Genomic DNA, 14,918 nt, shown 5'->3' on the forward strand with positions numbered 1-14,918 from the left:
AAGATACGGCGAATGTTTGGATAACCGTATAGGCCTGTTATAGACCTGCCGTGGCTGCTTCCGCACAGCGCTCTCCGTCCATTGCGGCCGAAACGATGCCTCCTGCATAACCGCCGCCCTCACCACAGGGAAATAGGCCTTCGATCTCAGGATGCTCCAATTTTTCATTTCTGGGAATGTTTACAGGTGACGAAGTGCGCGACTCCACCCCTACGATATTGGCCTCGTTCGTATAATATCCCTTCATTTTGTCCCCAAAGGCCTTAAAACCTTGTCGAAGCCTTCCGCCGATAAGCTTGGGCAGTAAGGAGTGGAGGGGGGCGGAATTCAATCCGGGTTGGTAGGAGGTAGGGTTGAGGTCTGCCGATAGCTTCCCTTCCACAAAATCGGTCAAACGCTGGGCGGGTGCGGTTTGCGTCCTTCCGCCTGCGGTAAAAGCCAATCGCTCTAAATCCTTCTGGTATTCCAATCCTTTTAAAACCCCAAAATGTTCATATTTGTAAAGATCTTCATCGGCATTGATTTCAACTACAATACCCGAATTGGCAAATTTGTTGTTTCGTTTGGAGGGAGACATGCCGTTTACGACGACTTCCCCCGGGGCGGTTGCCGCTGGAACGATAAATCCGCCGGGACACATACAGAAAGAATACACTCCGCGGTTCTTCACTTGTTCTACCAAGCTATAGGCCGCTGCGGGAAGCAGTTCGTTGCGCTCTCCGGAACAATGGTATTGAATGGAATCGATGATTTGCTGTGGATGCTCTACGCGAACGCCCATGGCGAAAGATTTGGCCTTAAGGCTGATTTTTTTGTCGTTCAACAAATAATAGATGTCACGGGCCGAGTGCCCTGTGGCCAGAATCACCCGGTTTACCTTCATTTCATTGCCATTTTGCAATTGAAGGCTTTTGATCTTATTGTCCTTTACGGTAAAATTGGTCAGTCGGGTGTTGAAATGTACCTCGCCGCCATGTTCGATTATGGTTTCTCGAATATTCTGTACGATTTTAGGGAGCTTATTGGTGCCGATATGCGGATGCGCATCGATTAAAATTTGGTCGGTGGCCCCGTGGTGTACCAAGCTTTCAAAAATTCGGCGTACGTCACCTCTCTTCAGGCTTCGGGTGTATAGCTTGCCATCGGAATAGGTGCCGGCACCACCTTCGCCAAAACAATAGTTGGAATCTTCGTTTACCCTATGGTCTTGGTTAATCGCCTTTAGGTCTCGCCGTCGGTCTTGAACGTTGTTTCCGCGTTCGAGAACAACAGGTTTGTATCCTAGCTCCAAGCAACGCAGTGCGGCCCACATACCTGCTGGGCCGAAGCCTATGATATGCACTTCTTTGGCCTTGGAAACGTCTAGGTACTTGAATTCGTAGTCGGGCGTTTTTGAAGGTTTCTCGTTAATGTAGACCTCCATCTTGTAATTGAAGTAAATAGACGGTTTTCGGGCGTCGATGGATTTTCGCAGCACTTTAATGGTGATGTTCTTCTCATCTTCGCTCAAATACTTGGCGGTTTTTTTTAAGAGGATGTTGGGCTGGCTTTCCTCTTTTAGCGATACCCGTAACTGAATTCTTCTGACCATGGTGCAAAGCTACTGCGCTTTATGATATAAAAAAATGCATCCCACGAATTGTAGGATGCATTTTTTATAAAATCGACCGAAGTGGATTATGCCAAGACCATATTTTTCTCTCGGCACTCCCTGGCTGCGGCCACCATTTCTATCAGGGCCTCCCTGGTTTCTGGCCAGTGCCTTGTTTTTAATCCACAATCGGGGTTAATCCAAAGTTGTTCCGTTGGAATCTGCTTGGCGGCTTTTTCTATCAAGGCCACCATTTCGGCGCGTTCTGGAACCCGGGGCGAGTGGATGTCGTATACGCCAGGTCCGATCTCGTTCGGGTATTTAAAGGTCGCGAAAACGTCTAATAGCTCCATTTGAGACCTTGAACACTCAATGGTAATCACATCGGCATCCATATCGGCTATATTCGAGATGATATCGTTGAACTCGGAGTAACACATGTGGGTGTGTATCTGTGTTTCGTCCTTGACCCCGCTGGCGGAAATCCTAAAGGCTTTAATGGCCCAATCCAAATAGGTGTTCCAATCTTCTTTTCGCAACGGAAGTCCTTCACGGATAGCAGGCTCATCGATTTGTATCACTTTCAAGCCGGCCTTTTCCAAGTCTACTACTTCGTCCCGTATGGCCAAGGCGATCTGTGTACAGGTTTCAGAACGTGGTTGGTCGTTACGGACAAAGGACCATTGTAAGATGGTAACGGGGCCGGTCAACATTCCTTTTACGGGTTTTTCGGTCAATGATTGGGCAAAAGCCGACCATTTAACGGTCATAGGGGCTTCCCGGGATACATCGCCGTAAATGATGGGAGGCTTGACACATCTGCTGCCATAACTCTGTACCCAGCCAAAGCTGGTAAAGGCAAAACCGTTTAATTGCTCTCCAAAATACTCAACCATGTCGTTTCTTTCGAACTCTCCGTGCACAAGTACATCAAGGCCTGTACGTTCTTGGAATTCAATGGTCTCTTGGGTTTCTTTTTCAAGAAGGGTATTGTATTCTTCGGCAGATAGGTTCCCTTTTTTGAAATTCGCCCTCCAGCTACGCACTTCTTTGGTTTGGGGAAAAGAACCGATGGTGGTCGTAGGGAAGAGCGGAAGGCCTAAGGCTTCTTTTTGAATTTTTTGTCGAACCGGGAAAGGGCTTTCCCTTTGGTCGTCTTTCGGGGTTAGGGAACTTACCCTTTGCTTTACTTTTTGATTGTGGATAAGGCCTGCCGTTTTTTTGTAGGCATGTACCTCGCTGTTTTTTCGGAGTTTTTCAAGGCTATCGGAAAGGTTTTCCTTATTGGCCAAGGCTTTAAGCGTGGCGACTTCCCCTAATTTTTGCTTGGCGAAGGCCAGCCATTGTTTGATTTCCGCGCTTAGATTTTCTTCCTTGGTCTCTAGGTCTAGGTCGCAAGGTGAATGCAACAACGAGCATGAAGGAGCGATGAGTATACGATCGCTTCCCAGATGGTCAACCGCTTTTTGAATCAGTTTTAACGATTCTTCAAAGTTGTTTTTCCAAATATTACGACCATCGACTACTCCTAGGGATAAATGGGTGTAACTATTTAGTTTATTTGACTCTAGAATATCGTCGAGTTGGAGCGGGCAGCGTACAAGGTCTAGGTGTAAGGTGTGTACGGGTAGGGCTAATGCAGTGTCGATATTCGCTCCAAAACAATCAAAATAATTAGCTACGGTTATTTTTAGATCAGGGAATTTCGATACGAAATTGGCATACGTATGGTGTATGTCCCTTTGTTCTTTTTCCGTAAGATTAAGCGCTAGATAAGGCTCGTCAAATTGAACGTATTCTGCATCAACATCCGATAATTGCTGAAGTATGTTCTCGTAGGCCGGTAATAGGCGCTCTAATAAATCTATTCGGTGGAAGCCGCCCTCCTTTTCTTTTCCTAACAATAGAAAGGAAACAGGGCCTATCAATACGGGTTTCGTTTTGATGTCTAAGGATAAGGCTTCTTTGTATTCATTGATGATTTTGTCAGCAGATACCTTGAAAACTTGATCCTTGGTGAATTCGGGTACAATGTAGTGGTAGTTGGTATCGAACCATTTGGTCATTTCCATGGCGGTAATGTCAATACCGTCTTTTTGAATTCCCCGCGCCATAGCGAAATAGAGGTCGTAGCTAGAGAAAGAAGGGGTGTTGACCAAGGCTTCGTAACGTTCGGGAATACATCCCAAGGTGGTGGTGAGGTCCAATACCTGGTCGTAAAGCGAAAAGTCATTGCTCGGGATCAGGTCTATGCCTTGTTCCTTCTGTAGCAGCCAATTCTCCTTTCTGATAGTTTTAGCGGTATCCAATAGGGGGTCTATGGTGGTGTTTCCCGACCAATATTGCTCTAAGGCTTTTTTTAATTCTCTTTTACGTCCAATTCTGGGGTAACCGAGGTTGGTAGTTTTCATGCTGTGTTTTTTGAATTATTATCTGTGCAAAGCTATTGATTAGGGTAATTTATCCGTAATTGTATATTGTATTTAGAGTATTTAACTGTAAATACGTATTTTTAAAGATTAAATAGAAATTAAAGTATCGATATAGGACTTTTAAAAGAAGATTTATCTATGGAAAATTTGGATCAGATCGATTTAGAATTGTTAAAACAGCTTCAGAAAAACTCGAATATTACTACAAAAGAGTTGGCCGCCATGGTGAATTTGTCACCAACACCTGTTTATGAGCGGGTGCGAAAACTGGAAAAAGAAGGTTATATTAAAAAGTATATGGCATTGCTCGATGAGGAAAAACTAGGACGGGGACTCATTGTTTTTTGTGATATTACCTTAAAACAGCATACCAAGGAAATTGGTAATAAGTTCGTACGGGATATCCGTTCCATAAAGGAGGTAATGGAATGTTATAACATTTCGGGCGATTATGACTTCAAGCTCAAGGTGCTGGTCAGGGATATGAAAGATTATCAGGACTTTGTGATCAATACGCTTGGTGCGGTCGAGAATATCGGTAGTGCCCATAGCACATTTGTTATCGGTACTATCAAACAAGAGTACGGTGTTCCGTTTTAGTAGGTGGAGATTGCAGTTTGGCACAGTTTATCTACAATTGGGTCGTATTCATTTTAAAAATAGGGTGTTGTAAGACATCTTTGTGTCAATAAGGGACAAGACAGGTACTTTTTAGAAAACCATAAAATGGAAGGTAACAGGATTTTAAAGGAGCTTTTTCGGGGTTTTATTATTGGGAACATCATCTTCTTTGGGTTTAGCGCGTATTACTATTTTACCGATGAACAAAGGTTTGATATGATCTTTCAGGACATGTGGAGGGAGTATTTTACCAATCTCGTGTTTTCGATAGTCTTGTACGTTGTAAATATGTATTGGTTTTATTTTCTGTTGAAAAAGTTCGAAAGAAATATATATACCGTCAAACGCATGTCTATTGGTGTGCTGGGTAATGTGGCAATCTCGTGTTTTGGGGTTTTTGTGGCTACTGTTATCGTTAGGGTAACGCTTTATGATAAATCTGTTCAAGAGGCCTTATTGCATCATTCCATAGATAATTACCAGCGCTCCACTGCAATTGCTTTAGCAGTGGCTTTAGTGTTCTATGCAATCTATTATTACCGTTATAGGCAAGAGAATAAAGTTAAGGAGCAAAAAATAATAGCCAATACGGCATCGGCAAAATTCGATGCTTTAAAGAATCAGTTAGACCCCCATTTTCTGTTCAATAGCTTAAATGTATTGTCCAGTCTTATAGAAGAGGACCCCTATCAGGCGCAAAAGTTTACTTCTTCCCTGTCAAAGGTTTATCGGTATGTACTTGAACAAAAAAGTAAAGACTTGGTACTTGTAGATGAGGAGCTTCAATTTGCAAAAACCTATGTTCGACTTTTAAAAATGCGGTTTGAAGATAGTATCGTTTTTGATATCCCTGAAGCGGCTTTGAACCCTGAATCGAAGATTGTTCCGCTCTCGCTCCAGTTGCTTTTGGAAAATGCGGTAAAGCACAATGTGGTGACCACCGGTAAGCCTCTGCACTTAAGGGTTTTTGAACAGGATGGGGAACTTGTTGTGGTGAATAACCTTCAGGAAAAGCAGGTGGTGAAGAAAAGTAGTGGTGTAGGTTTGCATAATATTCGCGAGAGATATGCGCTTCTGACCGATAGAAGGGTTCAAATCGATAAGACCGCTACCGAGTTCAGGGTGAGCCTACCTATTCTTTTAAAACAAATTTCAAGCATGGAAATACAGCAAGAGTATATTAATGATAAGCGCTACGAAAAAGCTAAAAAACGTGTGGAGGCGATAAAAGGCTTTTATGGGAACCTTTTAGCATATTGTATTGTGGTGCCTTTCTTGGCTTTTTTAAATTATAGGACCACGAGTTTTCCATGGGTGATATTTCCTATTTTGGGTTGGGGCTTTGGTATAGCCATGCACGCCATGGAGGCCTTTGGGGCCAATCCACTCTGGGGTAGGCGATGGGAGGAGAAAAAGATGCGGGAGTATATGGACGATGATAATTTTTAAACGGACTTTCATCGTCTTTTGTGAGGTTAAACTAAAAGTTTACAGTTCGGTCATAAAAAATTACAGTTCAGAAAGTAGTATTTTTAAAAGGAGGGTCTTTTGGCGAAATTTGAACTTGTAATCAATAACCAAAAAAATATAAATTATGGAAAGGGAAAGTAAGTATATCAGGGCAAAGGAAAGAGTGGAGCGAGAGAAAAAATTCTATAACGGGTTGATTTCTTACGTGGTGACCATAAGTTTTTTGGCGGCTATAAATTACTATACCAATGGCTTTGCGTACGCTTGGTTTCTTTGGGCCGCATTCGGTTGGGGAATAGGTATCGTTATTGGTGCGGTAAAGACCTTTGGCGGCAATCCGTTTTTCGGGCGTGATTGGGAGGAACGAAAGATAAAGCAATTCATGCAAGAGGACGAGCAAGGAGGAAAGTGGCAATAGTCTTTATTTCGGTTGGATTTAATATAAAAAACAAACAAAAATGGAACCATCATCATTAGGTAGAAGAAGTAAGCAGGTCAGGGCTAAAAAGAGAATAGAACAGCTAAAAGGGTTTTATATTCATTTGGCAGTTTTTGTAATCGTAAACATTATGGTTATAACGGGCGCTGTTGTAGGGAATATGGGCAATGGTGAAAGTTTTGTGGAAGCATTCTTTAATTTTGGAACCTTCTCTACTTTTTTCTTTTGGGGAATAGGGGTGGTTTTTCATGGGGCTAAGGTGTTTTCGTATAATCCTTTCTTTGGTAAGGCTTGGGAGGAACGTCAAATTCAAAAGTATATGGATGCTGATAAAAACGAAATGAAAAAGTATTTGTAGCCTATTTTATAAAAACTAATCAAACCAAATATGAGGACTATTGTTATTGAAGATGAAAAGCCTGCAGCAAGGCGATTATCCCGTTTATTGTCCGAATTAGATGTGGAAGTGTCGGAAATGTTGCATTCTGTGGAAGAAGCTGTAGAGTGGTTTTTAAACAATCCGCATCCGGATCTCATTTTCTTGGACATTCAGCTTTCGGATGGGCTTTCGTTTGAGATTTTTGATGCCGTGGAGGTGAAGAGTGCTATCATATTCACTACGGCTTACGATGAATACGCTTTGCAGGCCTTTAAGCTGAATAGTATCGATTATTTGTTAAAGCCTATCGATGATGAGGAATTGGAGGTAGCCGTAAAAAAATACAGGTCTTTTAAGCCGGAGGTACGGCCTATGACGCTCAATTTTGATGATATAAAAAGTCTTTTGGTGAACCCGTTGGAGCGTGAATACAAAAAGAGATTTACGGCAAGGGTGGGGCAGCACCTTAAAATTATAAATGCAGACGAAGTCGAGGGTTTTTACAGTGAAAACAAAGGAACTTATGCCGCTACTTCAGATGGTAGAAACTACCTTTTGGATACTACTTTGGAAAATTTGGAAAACGAGTTGGAGCCCAAAACTTTCTTTCGGGTGAGCCGGAAATTTTACATCAATATTAATCATATAAAAGACATCGTTTCATACACCAATTCGCGTCTTAAAATCAAATTAAATCACTATAATGGGGAGGAAATTATAGTGAGCCGGGAGCGCGTTCGAGACTTTAAGTTATGGTTGGAGTAATGGTATTTAATAATCTGATTTTAAGTGTAATTAAATTCGTTATAGATTTTTCTTATAGTGGCTTTTTTTCGATAATAGCCACTATTTTTCCACCCGATTTTCATCAAAGGAAGAAGGGAGTAACTTCGGAATCAATTTTATGAAAATCGGTAATAAAACGGCCCCGCCCGGGAGGATAAAAATAGCCAAGGAAGGAATGCTTTTGAAGATGTCGATAAGTTGGTTTTGAACTTTTTTCTTCTCTTCTTCACTAAGGTCCCTCACTGTAGATTTAGAAAGTAGGAATACCAATTCCTTGCTTTCGGCCAATTCCTTTTGTAGTCGTTTGCTATTTCGTAAAATAAGCTTGTTGACCATTTTTGACATGCTTTCATAAAACTGAAGCGCTAAATTCGTGTCTTTGAGAAAGGGGATGGTTTTAGAGTTTTTGCTAAAAAAGACCTTGATTTCGTCAAGGGCTTTTGCTATTTCGTCGGGTTTAAAACCAAGATCTTTTCCAAGGCCGAAAATGAATTCCGATTCTTGGTATTCCAGTGATTTGTCTTCCCATACGGTCAAGCATCCTACATCTAAAAAATACCTGTTTTCCAAAACCGAGTTGTTGTTCAGGAGTTTTTCGCGATAGCTGCCGTCAAAATTTTGAACGTCGCTCTTGATAAAGGTGAGGGAAGATGCAAAAAGTTGGGCGAGGCGTTCGTCGCTTTTGTTCATTTCCTTTGAGCTCAGCGCGTGATAGGTAATGTTTATGGCGAGGTATTCGATCAGTTGGGCGTGTTGGCGTATGTCTTCCGGGTGATTGAGGTATCGTTTGAAGAGCAGTACATCGATAAACAACAAGGAATTGGTGATGATCCTGTTGAAGGTCTTGCTGATTAGGTTATCCTCCAAAGAGACCCTAGAGTCGATTAGTTTTTCCAGCTGGGCGGAAGTCTTTGAGCCCGTTAGGATCTTGTTGAAGAAGGAAATATGGTTGGCCTTTAAATCCGTATAAAAATCAAAGACATATTTTAGAAAGGTATCGAAATCCTTGTCGGTTTTCGTCTGCTCTAGAACGAAAGTGCCGTAAAGGGCGTTCAATAGGTTGATTTTGGCCTTTTCATCGTCGGAAAGCTGGTGTTCCGCATCAATGAAGGAGGGAATCTCAATGTTTATACCGTATACAAATCCCGTTTGCTTTAAGCTAAAATATAATGCGTCAAAATCGGAATACAGTTCCTTATGGTCCTCTACAAGGGAGCCGAATTTATTGATCCAACCGGAAGCCGAGGGGTTCATAGTCTTATCGTTTCAAAACGCCAAATTACATCAAAATGAGCAAATGAAAAGGGCATAGGGAACTTAATTGCATAAGGAGGGTCAACTTTTAAAAGATGTTGGGTTTAAAAGCTTGTGCTTGTCAAATTGTTGATCATAAGTGTTTTAAATAGTGGTGTGGTCTGCTTTTTCCGTAATGAATGGGTTGAGTTTATATTCGAAGGTCAAGGCTAAGCCGCTCAACATTTAGAAGCGACAATTAAATTTTTTCGGTCAAAAGGCGCTAAAGTTGGATGTCTTTCGTTCATGTAGTGCAAATTGCCTATCCGTATTTGTTGGTTAGCTAATTTGATCAAGATCGACAAGGTTATCCTTATGTTATAGGGCTTTTAAAAAAATGCAAATTTTTGTGTTTTTTTTAACTTTAGCGTAGGAAATTACAAAATAAATAACTAAGTTTATCTTCCAAATTGTAACATGTGCTATTCTATTGTATGCTGATACTGTAGAATTTAGAGTAATTTAACCTAAATGAATCCCCAAAAAAACCCCAACCGTTATGGAATACATTCTTTTCTTTATTTGGCTTTCTTTCATGTCGATTCTAGTATACAGAGTTATATCAGCTCGGAAAGCACTAAGAAAATTACTTAAAGCGGAGAAATAAACATCCACGACTACAATTAAATTACCTTTTTACGGTACCCTGCATTACCGTAACATATCATGCGCCATTCCGCAGTGTCGCTAATGATGCCCTGGCACAACTTCTAAGCACACGGCCATCAAACCTTGAATCAACGTTGTTATAAGTTGTCTGCCGGCTAATCGCTAGGTACTGGAAGAAATATATCATAGCATTGTTTTCGTACGGCTAAAGTCTTCTTTTTGTCTTTATGGCTTTGTTAAAAACGGGGCCAATACGTAATTGTCATTTTCAAAATGGGAAAGGAATTGCAATAGATGCTTTCCATCGATATACGCGGTTTTGTGCTAAATGTCCCAACCCCCATCCATTTTATTGTTTTTCGAAACGAATTACCGTTCTTCAACTTTTTTAAGCCAGTAATTTGTGCATATGGAACAGCGCTTACGGTCTACTGAGGCTAAATTGCCCCATATAAAATCATTGCCGGGCTAACTTTATTTGTCGCGGGCGATTTAAAGCGTATAATGGCCCATATCAGCAAAATTATAGTACTGGCACTGTTCCTTGTCCATACCGGTCAGTTAACGGCTCAAAAGCAGGCGCAAGGCAGCCAAGACTCTATTGTCAAAAATCTGAAAATTTCCGCATTTCCCGTAGCGTTTTACACACCTGAAACGGCATTTGGTTTTGGGGGAATCGGTATCGCCAATTTTTGGCTGAAGGAGGAACAAAAGGAAACTAGGCCTTCATCGGTACAACTGGGGTTAAGTTATACGACCAAAAGTCAGCTGTTGCTCTATATGCCCTTTGAATTCTATAAGAAAAATGAGCGCTGGCGTTTGTTGGGAGAGCTCGGCTTCTATAAATATTTCTACAATTTTTATGGGGTAGGGGTGGATAGCAGGGAAGAAGATGAGGAAACCTATGAGGTTACATTTCCCAGGGCACGCTTGGCGCTGATGCGGGATATATGGCCCAATTTCTACATAGGGGTTGGCTATGAATTCGATAACTTCAGTAGTTTGAAAATTGAGGAGGGTGGAATTTTAGAAGCCTCCGATGTACCGGGAAAACGAGATGGAACCCTATCGAACATTGGTATTCGCGTTTTTTATGATACGCGTGACAATGTATTCTTTCCTACGGAAGGGATGTATATTCAGGGCAATTTGTTTACCTCCAGCAAGATCTTGGGGGCCAGTTTTAAATACTCGAAGTTCGAGCTCGACAGTCGCTATTATCAAAAGGTCGGTAAAAAACAGGTTATAGCCGCCAACCTATTTTTGGGAGGTAGCAGTAAAAATACCCCGTTTTACGATTTGTTCTACTTGGGGTCAAAACGGACGCGTGGGATCAATAACCGCCGATTTCAAGACACTTCGGAACTGAGTATGGTTTTGGAATATAGGTTTCCTATAGCCGGTAGGTTCGGGGGAGCCGTCTTTGGTTCTTCGGGTACCGTGACTCCTACTTTAAATGAGGCCTTCTCGTCAGCATATAAAAATGCCGGTGGTGTCGGAATACGGTATATAATCAACAAAAGGGATGGGGTGCGTATTCGTGCCGACTACGGTATGTCTAGCGAGGGTGGTAATTTTTACTTTACCATTAAAGAAGCTTTTTAAGAATATCGACAGCTGCAGAGGGTGTTTACGGAATAAAAAAAAGCCACTGTAAAAGTGGCTTTTTTGATGGGGTGTTATGTCGTTTATTTGGTGATTCCCGCGCAAGCTATCCGTGAACCGGCATCGCCACTTGGTTGCGATGTAAAGTCATCTTGACCTTTGTGTACGATTACTGACCGACCTATAATATTCTTGTTCTCGTCGTTACAATCAATGCACCACTCGTCCGTGGCGAATGTAACGGTGGCCCTACCTTCCTTATCGGCCGTAAAATTGCCTATATCTCCTTTGTGGTAGCCTTTTTCAGAACCCCATTTGCCGTGGGCTTCCTCCGTTGGGTTCCAATGTCCGCCTGCCGACTTTCCGTCTTGCGATGAGCAATCGGCATTTTCGTGCAAGTGGATGGCGTGGGGTCCTTCGTCCAAACCGGTAAAGATGGCTTTCATTTCCACTTCAGTTCCACTCTGTACAAATGTGATTGTGCCGCTGACCGTGCTGTTGCTTTTTGAGCTCATGTTGACCGTGAGGGTGTCAGTTGTTTGGGACTTCGTTTTTGCAAGGTTTCCCCCTGTTGTTTCAAGGCTTTTGTTCGAGCTGTCTGGACTTCCGTCCGTATCTTTTTTGGCTTCTTTACAATTGAGTATTGTCAGGGCCACTACTAGGGCCAAGCTGAATTTTATATTTTTCATTGTGACTAGATTTTGTGATTCCATCCGAAATTAACCAGAAAATAATCGTTTTTCGGCTGTGTATTCATATGCGGCATCATTCTTATCTATAGTGTCAAAAATGAAGGGGGGCATAAAAAAAAGCCACTTTCCGTCTCATTGGGAAAGTGGCTTTTTTTAATTGTATTCCGTTAAGGGAGTTTGTTTTTTCCCTCTAAGGCGTCTAGTTTTTTTGAAGCAATACTTCGGCGTGAACGGCTACTTCGCTCCAAGTTTTGCTAACACCGTCTTTACCGGTATGTAAGGCTTCACAGGCCTTGTTGATAGAAGCTACGGCGTCAAGGGCATCCCAGTTTTCAAGGTTCATAACACCGTCAAAGGTCAATGCAGTGTCAGAAACGGCCTTATGTGTAAGGGCAATATTTTCGGTCTTGCCGTTCAAGCTTACGTCAATAGAACATTTGTTGTCCGCAGATACTTTAAAGACACCTGAAATAAGCTCGGTGTTTTCCATAACCCCAAAGAAGAATTCCAAAATTTTAGGGTCACGGGTTCCAGTAGCATCATTAGTGAACAAACTGCTCACCGGAATACTGAATTCCGTACCGTTTAAAGCTTCCAGGGCCGAAGTACCCTCACCGGCTTTAGTAATGTTTATTTTGGTGAACTTACCGCCCACAGGTAATTTTTCGGTAGTCTTATATGCCGTGAAGCTAACCTTTGTAGAGTCTTGTACTAGGCTATAGGTTTCCGTAGCGGCTTGTGCCTCGGAACTTTGTTCAGTGTTTTCCTTTTTGGCGTCTTTACAGCTAAAAGCGCCAACTAACAATAGCCCAAGGGCTAAAAGTGTAATTTTTTTCATGTTCACTGTGAATTTTTAGGTTTGACATCAAAGTTAAACATTCTTACAGCTAAACCAAGGTGAGATCAAGACGATTTTAACACATAAAAACCATTGTTCTTGTAGTTTGTTGGGGCGAAAGCAGGGATTCTTTAGTCAATAAGCTTGGTGATGACCTGTATTTGGCTGTGCAAAGTCTTGTGAACGGGACATTTGTCGGCAATTTGCAGAATACGCTTCTTTTGCTTTTCATCTAGAGGGCCCGTTAATTTTATTTCCCTTTCAAAGGTGTCTATTTTAGAACCGTCCGATTCGCAATCCTTACAATCGGCCACATGGCTTCTATTGTGGGAGGTGTGTACCTCTATATTGTCTATGACCCAAGCTTTTCTTTTGGCGTACATTTGGATCGTCATGGCCGTACAGGCCGAAAGACCGGCAGAAACAAGTTCGTACGGTGAGGGCCCAAAATCATTTCCGCCGACATCTACGGGCTCGTCTGCCGTAAGGAAATGATTGCCTACTTTCATTTGGGTCGAAAAACCATCGTCATGGTCTAGGCTGGCCACAACCTGGTGTTTCGTCTTTGGTTCCTCTTTACGTGTAGTATCGATCTCCAAATAGCGTTTGGCCCATCCTGAGATAACCTCGCCTGCATAAAAAGAATCCCTTTTGTTTGATAACAGGTGGTCGGCACCATCTAATGAAATAAAGCTTTTGGGGTGTCGTGCGGCCACATAGATTTCTTCGGCATTTTTAATTGCAACGGTGGTGTCTTGCGGGGAGTGCAATATCAATATGGGTTTGCGGAGCTGCCCCAGTATTTGCGACAGCGGTTTGTGCTGCAGGTCGTCTAAAAATTGTTTTTTTATGGTGAAGTCCCTTCCGCTTAAGTTGATGACGGCTTTTCCGCTCTTTTCGATCTCGGGAATACCCTCCTTTAAAAGGTGTTCTATATGGATAGGGTTCGAAGGGGCGCCTATGGTGGCCAGGGCCTTTATGGAGTTGATTTTATCGGCAGCAAATATTACAGCGGCCCCACCAAGGGAATGCCCGACCAATAGTGTGGGGGCTTGGTAATTTTTTTCAAGAAAATCGGAGGCGGCGATCAGATCTTCGACGTTTCCGGAAAAATTGGTGTTTTCAAAATCGCCGTCGCTTTCACCCAAACCCGTAAAATCAAAACGAAGCACACCAAAACCGTTTGAGGTAAGGGCTTTGCTGATATTGCGTACGGCCGTTAGGTTCTTGGTACAGGTAAAGCAGTGGGCGAATATGGCAAAGTTATGTGGATGTCTATTGGCGGGTAGTTCCAGTCTTCCTACTAAATCTTGCCCGTCCTTATTCCCAAAACGTACTTTTTGAAGGCTCATCTGTGTTTTTTTTTGGTGTGATCGGGCCGCTATCGATACTTAGCTGCCACTATTGTCTTTTTTGAATATACCTCTTAAGTCGGGGTTGTAGGTCACACCTATCTGTAACCTGTCGAAATTTGCGGTAGAAAAGTGGTTTTTTAAATATCCGGCCTGTACGCTCAGGTTATGGGTAACATTAATGCCAAGGGCCGCATACAAGCGGTTTTGACCAAAAACTTCATCTTGCAGGTTCAAAAAAATCTCATCGTAAAAATTCAGGAAAAACACATCGGTAAGGGGTAGGGTTACCTGTAGTCGGTACCTTGCCCTGTGTTGTGTGTCGGTGGTTTCTCCAAAATCTAGAAAGCGTTGTTCAAGTCTATAACGATGTTCGAACAAAAATTCCCAAACCCTATTTTTAAGGATCAATTGCTCAAAAATACGGTGCTCTTTGGTGTTGATCTCATCGGGAAATTCCTCAAAACTGCCATCGGTGGTAATATAGCCATAGCCCATAGTGGCAATGGTGTTTGGGTTGAGATGGTAATTGAGCCCCGTTCGAAGCAAAAGCTGATTAAAATTATCGGCTTGTTCAAAATAGCGTAATTGGCCTTCGGTATGAATGCTAAATCGGTCCGAAATTTTATTGGTGCCAAAATACATATGCCATGTGCCGAGACTGCTTTCCCCGGTCTCTTGGGCATTGGCGAAAATTGAACATAGAAAAATAAGACTGAGTAGACTTCGCTTCATAAAAAATGAGGGATTTGGTTTAAAGAAAATAAGTTGGATCGTCAGTGACGAAAACTTTAAATATACCAAAAACTTT

At 42.3% G+C, this 14,918-nt stretch carries 13 protein-coding genes; 6 read left to right on the top strand and 7 right to left on the bottom strand.

From position 1 onward, the window contains the following. Positions 1–37: 37 nt before the first annotated feature. Positions 38–1,591 (bottom strand): NAD(P)/FAD-dependent oxidoreductase, encoded by a 1,554-nt coding sequence (locus tag B4Q04_RS12885; protein WP_013991509.1) that lies wholly within the window; start codon positions 1,589–1,591, stop codon positions 38–40. Between the two features lie 86 nt (positions 1,592–1,677). Continuing rightward, positions 1,678–4,002, bottom strand: a complete 2,325-nt coding sequence (metE, locus tag B4Q04_RS12890) for a 5-methyltetrahydropteroyltriglutamate--homocysteine S-methyltransferase (protein WP_088697049.1) — start codon at positions 4,000–4,002, stop codon at positions 1,678–1,680. A 159-nt stretch (positions 4,003–4,161) separates the two neighbouring features. Here metE and B4Q04_RS12895 point away from each other — a divergent pair, with 159 nt between their 5' ends. From B4Q04_RS12895 to B4Q04_RS12915, 5 genes are all read left to right on the top strand, one after another. Further along, positions 4,162–4,623 (top strand): Lrp/AsnC family transcriptional regulator, encoded by a 462-nt coding sequence (locus B4Q04_RS12895; protein ID WP_013991507.1) that lies wholly within the window; start codon positions 4,162–4,164, stop codon positions 4,621–4,623. Positions 4,624–4,749: 126 nt separating this feature from the next. Then, positions 4,750–6,093, top strand: a complete 1,344-nt coding sequence (locus B4Q04_RS12900) for a 2TM domain-containing protein (RefSeq protein WP_088697050.1) — start codon at positions 4,750–4,752, stop codon at positions 6,091–6,093. Between the two features lie 145 nt (positions 6,094–6,238). Next, complete coding sequence (locus B4Q04_RS12905; RefSeq protein ID WP_013991505.1) at positions 6,239–6,532, top strand: 2TM domain-containing protein; 294 nt, start codon at positions 6,239–6,241, stop codon at positions 6,530–6,532. A 40-nt stretch (positions 6,533–6,572) separates the two neighbouring features. Then, the gene (locus B4Q04_RS12910; protein ID WP_088697051.1) at positions 6,573–6,911 is read left to right on the top strand and encodes a 2TM domain-containing protein; all 339 of its coding nucleotides are present in this window, start codon (positions 6,573–6,575) and stop codon (positions 6,909–6,911) included. Positions 6,912–6,941: 30 nt separating this feature from the next. Then, positions 6,942–7,697 (top strand): LytR/AlgR family response regulator transcription factor, encoded by a 756-nt coding sequence (locus tag B4Q04_RS12915; protein WP_013991503.1) that lies wholly within the window; start codon positions 6,942–6,944, stop codon positions 7,695–7,697. A gap of 81 nt (positions 7,698–7,778) precedes the next feature. On the opposite strand, the gene B4Q04_RS12920 is transcribed toward B4Q04_RS12915, so the two are convergent. Then, entirely contained in the window at positions 7,779–8,972 is a 1,194-nt protein-coding gene (locus tag B4Q04_RS12920) for an LETM1-related biofilm-associated protein (protein ID WP_013991502.1), read from the bottom strand. A 1,152-nt stretch (positions 8,973–10,124) separates the two neighbouring features. On the opposite strand from B4Q04_RS12920, the gene B4Q04_RS12925 reads away from it, so the two are divergent. Next, positions 10,125–11,225: a BamA/TamA family outer membrane protein gene (locus B4Q04_RS12925; protein ID WP_088697052.1), complete on the top strand. Its 1,101-nt coding sequence runs from the start codon at positions 10,125–10,127 to the stop codon at positions 11,223–11,225. An 83-nt stretch (positions 11,226–11,308) separates the two neighbouring features. Here B4Q04_RS12925 and B4Q04_RS12930 read toward each other — a convergent pair whose 3' ends face one another. The 4 genes from B4Q04_RS12930 to B4Q04_RS12945 all read right to left on the bottom strand — a co-directional run bounded on the left by B4Q04_RS12930 (position 11,309) and on the right by B4Q04_RS12945 (position 14,842). Beyond that, on the bottom strand, positions 11,309–11,914 hold the full coding sequence (locus B4Q04_RS12930) for a superoxide dismutase family protein (protein WP_088697053.1): 606 nt from the start codon (positions 11,912–11,914) through the stop codon (positions 11,309–11,311). Between the two features lie 202 nt (positions 11,915–12,116). Then, positions 12,117–12,755, bottom strand: coding sequence for a hypothetical protein (locus B4Q04_RS12935; protein ID WP_013991499.1), 639 nt, complete (start codon positions 12,753–12,755; stop codon positions 12,117–12,119). Between the two features lie 131 nt (positions 12,756–12,886). Further along, positions 12,887–14,107 carry a bifunctional alpha/beta hydrolase/OsmC family protein gene (locus B4Q04_RS12940; RefSeq protein WP_088697054.1) on the bottom strand — a complete coding sequence of 407 codons (1,221 nt, stop codon included), beginning with the start codon at positions 14,105–14,107 and terminating at the stop codon, positions 12,887–12,889. A 39-nt stretch (positions 14,108–14,146) separates the two neighbouring features. Next, complete coding sequence (locus tag B4Q04_RS12945) at positions 14,147–14,842, bottom strand: DUF2490 domain-containing protein (protein ID WP_088697055.1); 696 nt, start codon at positions 14,840–14,842, stop codon at positions 14,147–14,149. Positions 14,843–14,918 lie beyond the last annotated feature (76 nt).

It is taken from the genome of Zobellia sp. OII3 (assembly GCF_002211465.1).
Lineage (GTDB): Bacteria > Bacteroidota > Bacteroidia > Flavobacteriales > Flavobacteriaceae > Zobellia > Zobellia galactanivorans.

Bases quoted from the DNA above. Each gene is read 5' to 3' on its own strand.
- B4Q04_RS12885 (WP_013991509.1), bottom strand. From the start codon at position 1,591: ATGGTCAGAAGAATTCAGTTACGGGTATCGCTAAAAGAGGAAAGCCAG.
- metE (WP_088697049.1), bottom strand. From the start codon at position 4,002: ATGAAAACTACCAACCTCGGTTACCCCAGAATTGGACGTAAAAGAGAA.
- B4Q04_RS12895 (WP_013991507.1), top strand. From the start codon at position 4,162: ATGGAAAATTTGGATCAGATCGATTTAGAATTGTTAAAACAGCTTCAG.
- B4Q04_RS12900 (WP_088697050.1), top strand. From the start codon at position 4,750: ATGGAAGGTAACAGGATTTTAAAGGAGCTTTTTCGGGGTTTTATTATT.
- B4Q04_RS12905 (WP_013991505.1), top strand. From the start codon at position 6,239: ATGGAAAGGGAAAGTAAGTATATCAGGGCAAAGGAAAGAGTGGAGCGA.
- B4Q04_RS12910 (WP_088697051.1), top strand. From the start codon at position 6,573: ATGGAACCATCATCATTAGGTAGAAGAAGTAAGCAGGTCAGGGCTAAA.
- B4Q04_RS12915 (WP_013991503.1), top strand. From the start codon at position 6,942: ATGAGGACTATTGTTATTGAAGATGAAAAGCCTGCAGCAAGGCGATTA.
- B4Q04_RS12920 (WP_013991502.1), bottom strand. From the start codon at position 8,972: ATGAACCCCTCGGCTTCCGGTTGGATCAATAAATTCGGCTCCCTTGTA.
- B4Q04_RS12925 (WP_088697052.1), top strand. From the start codon at position 10,125: ATGGCCCATATCAGCAAAATTATAGTACTGGCACTGTTCCTTGTCCAT.
- B4Q04_RS12930 (WP_088697053.1), bottom strand. From the start codon at position 11,914: ATGAAAAATATAAAATTCAGCTTGGCCCTAGTAGTGGCCCTGACAATA.
- B4Q04_RS12935 (WP_013991499.1), bottom strand. From the start codon at position 12,755: ATGAAAAAAATTACACTTTTAGCCCTTGGGCTATTGTTAGTTGGCGCT.
- B4Q04_RS12940 (WP_088697054.1), bottom strand. From the start codon at position 14,107: ATGAGCCTTCAAAAAGTACGTTTTGGGAATAAGGACGGGCAAGATTTA.
- B4Q04_RS12945 (WP_088697055.1), bottom strand. From the start codon at position 14,842: ATGAAGCGAAGTCTACTCAGTCTTATTTTTCTATGTTCAATTTTCGCC.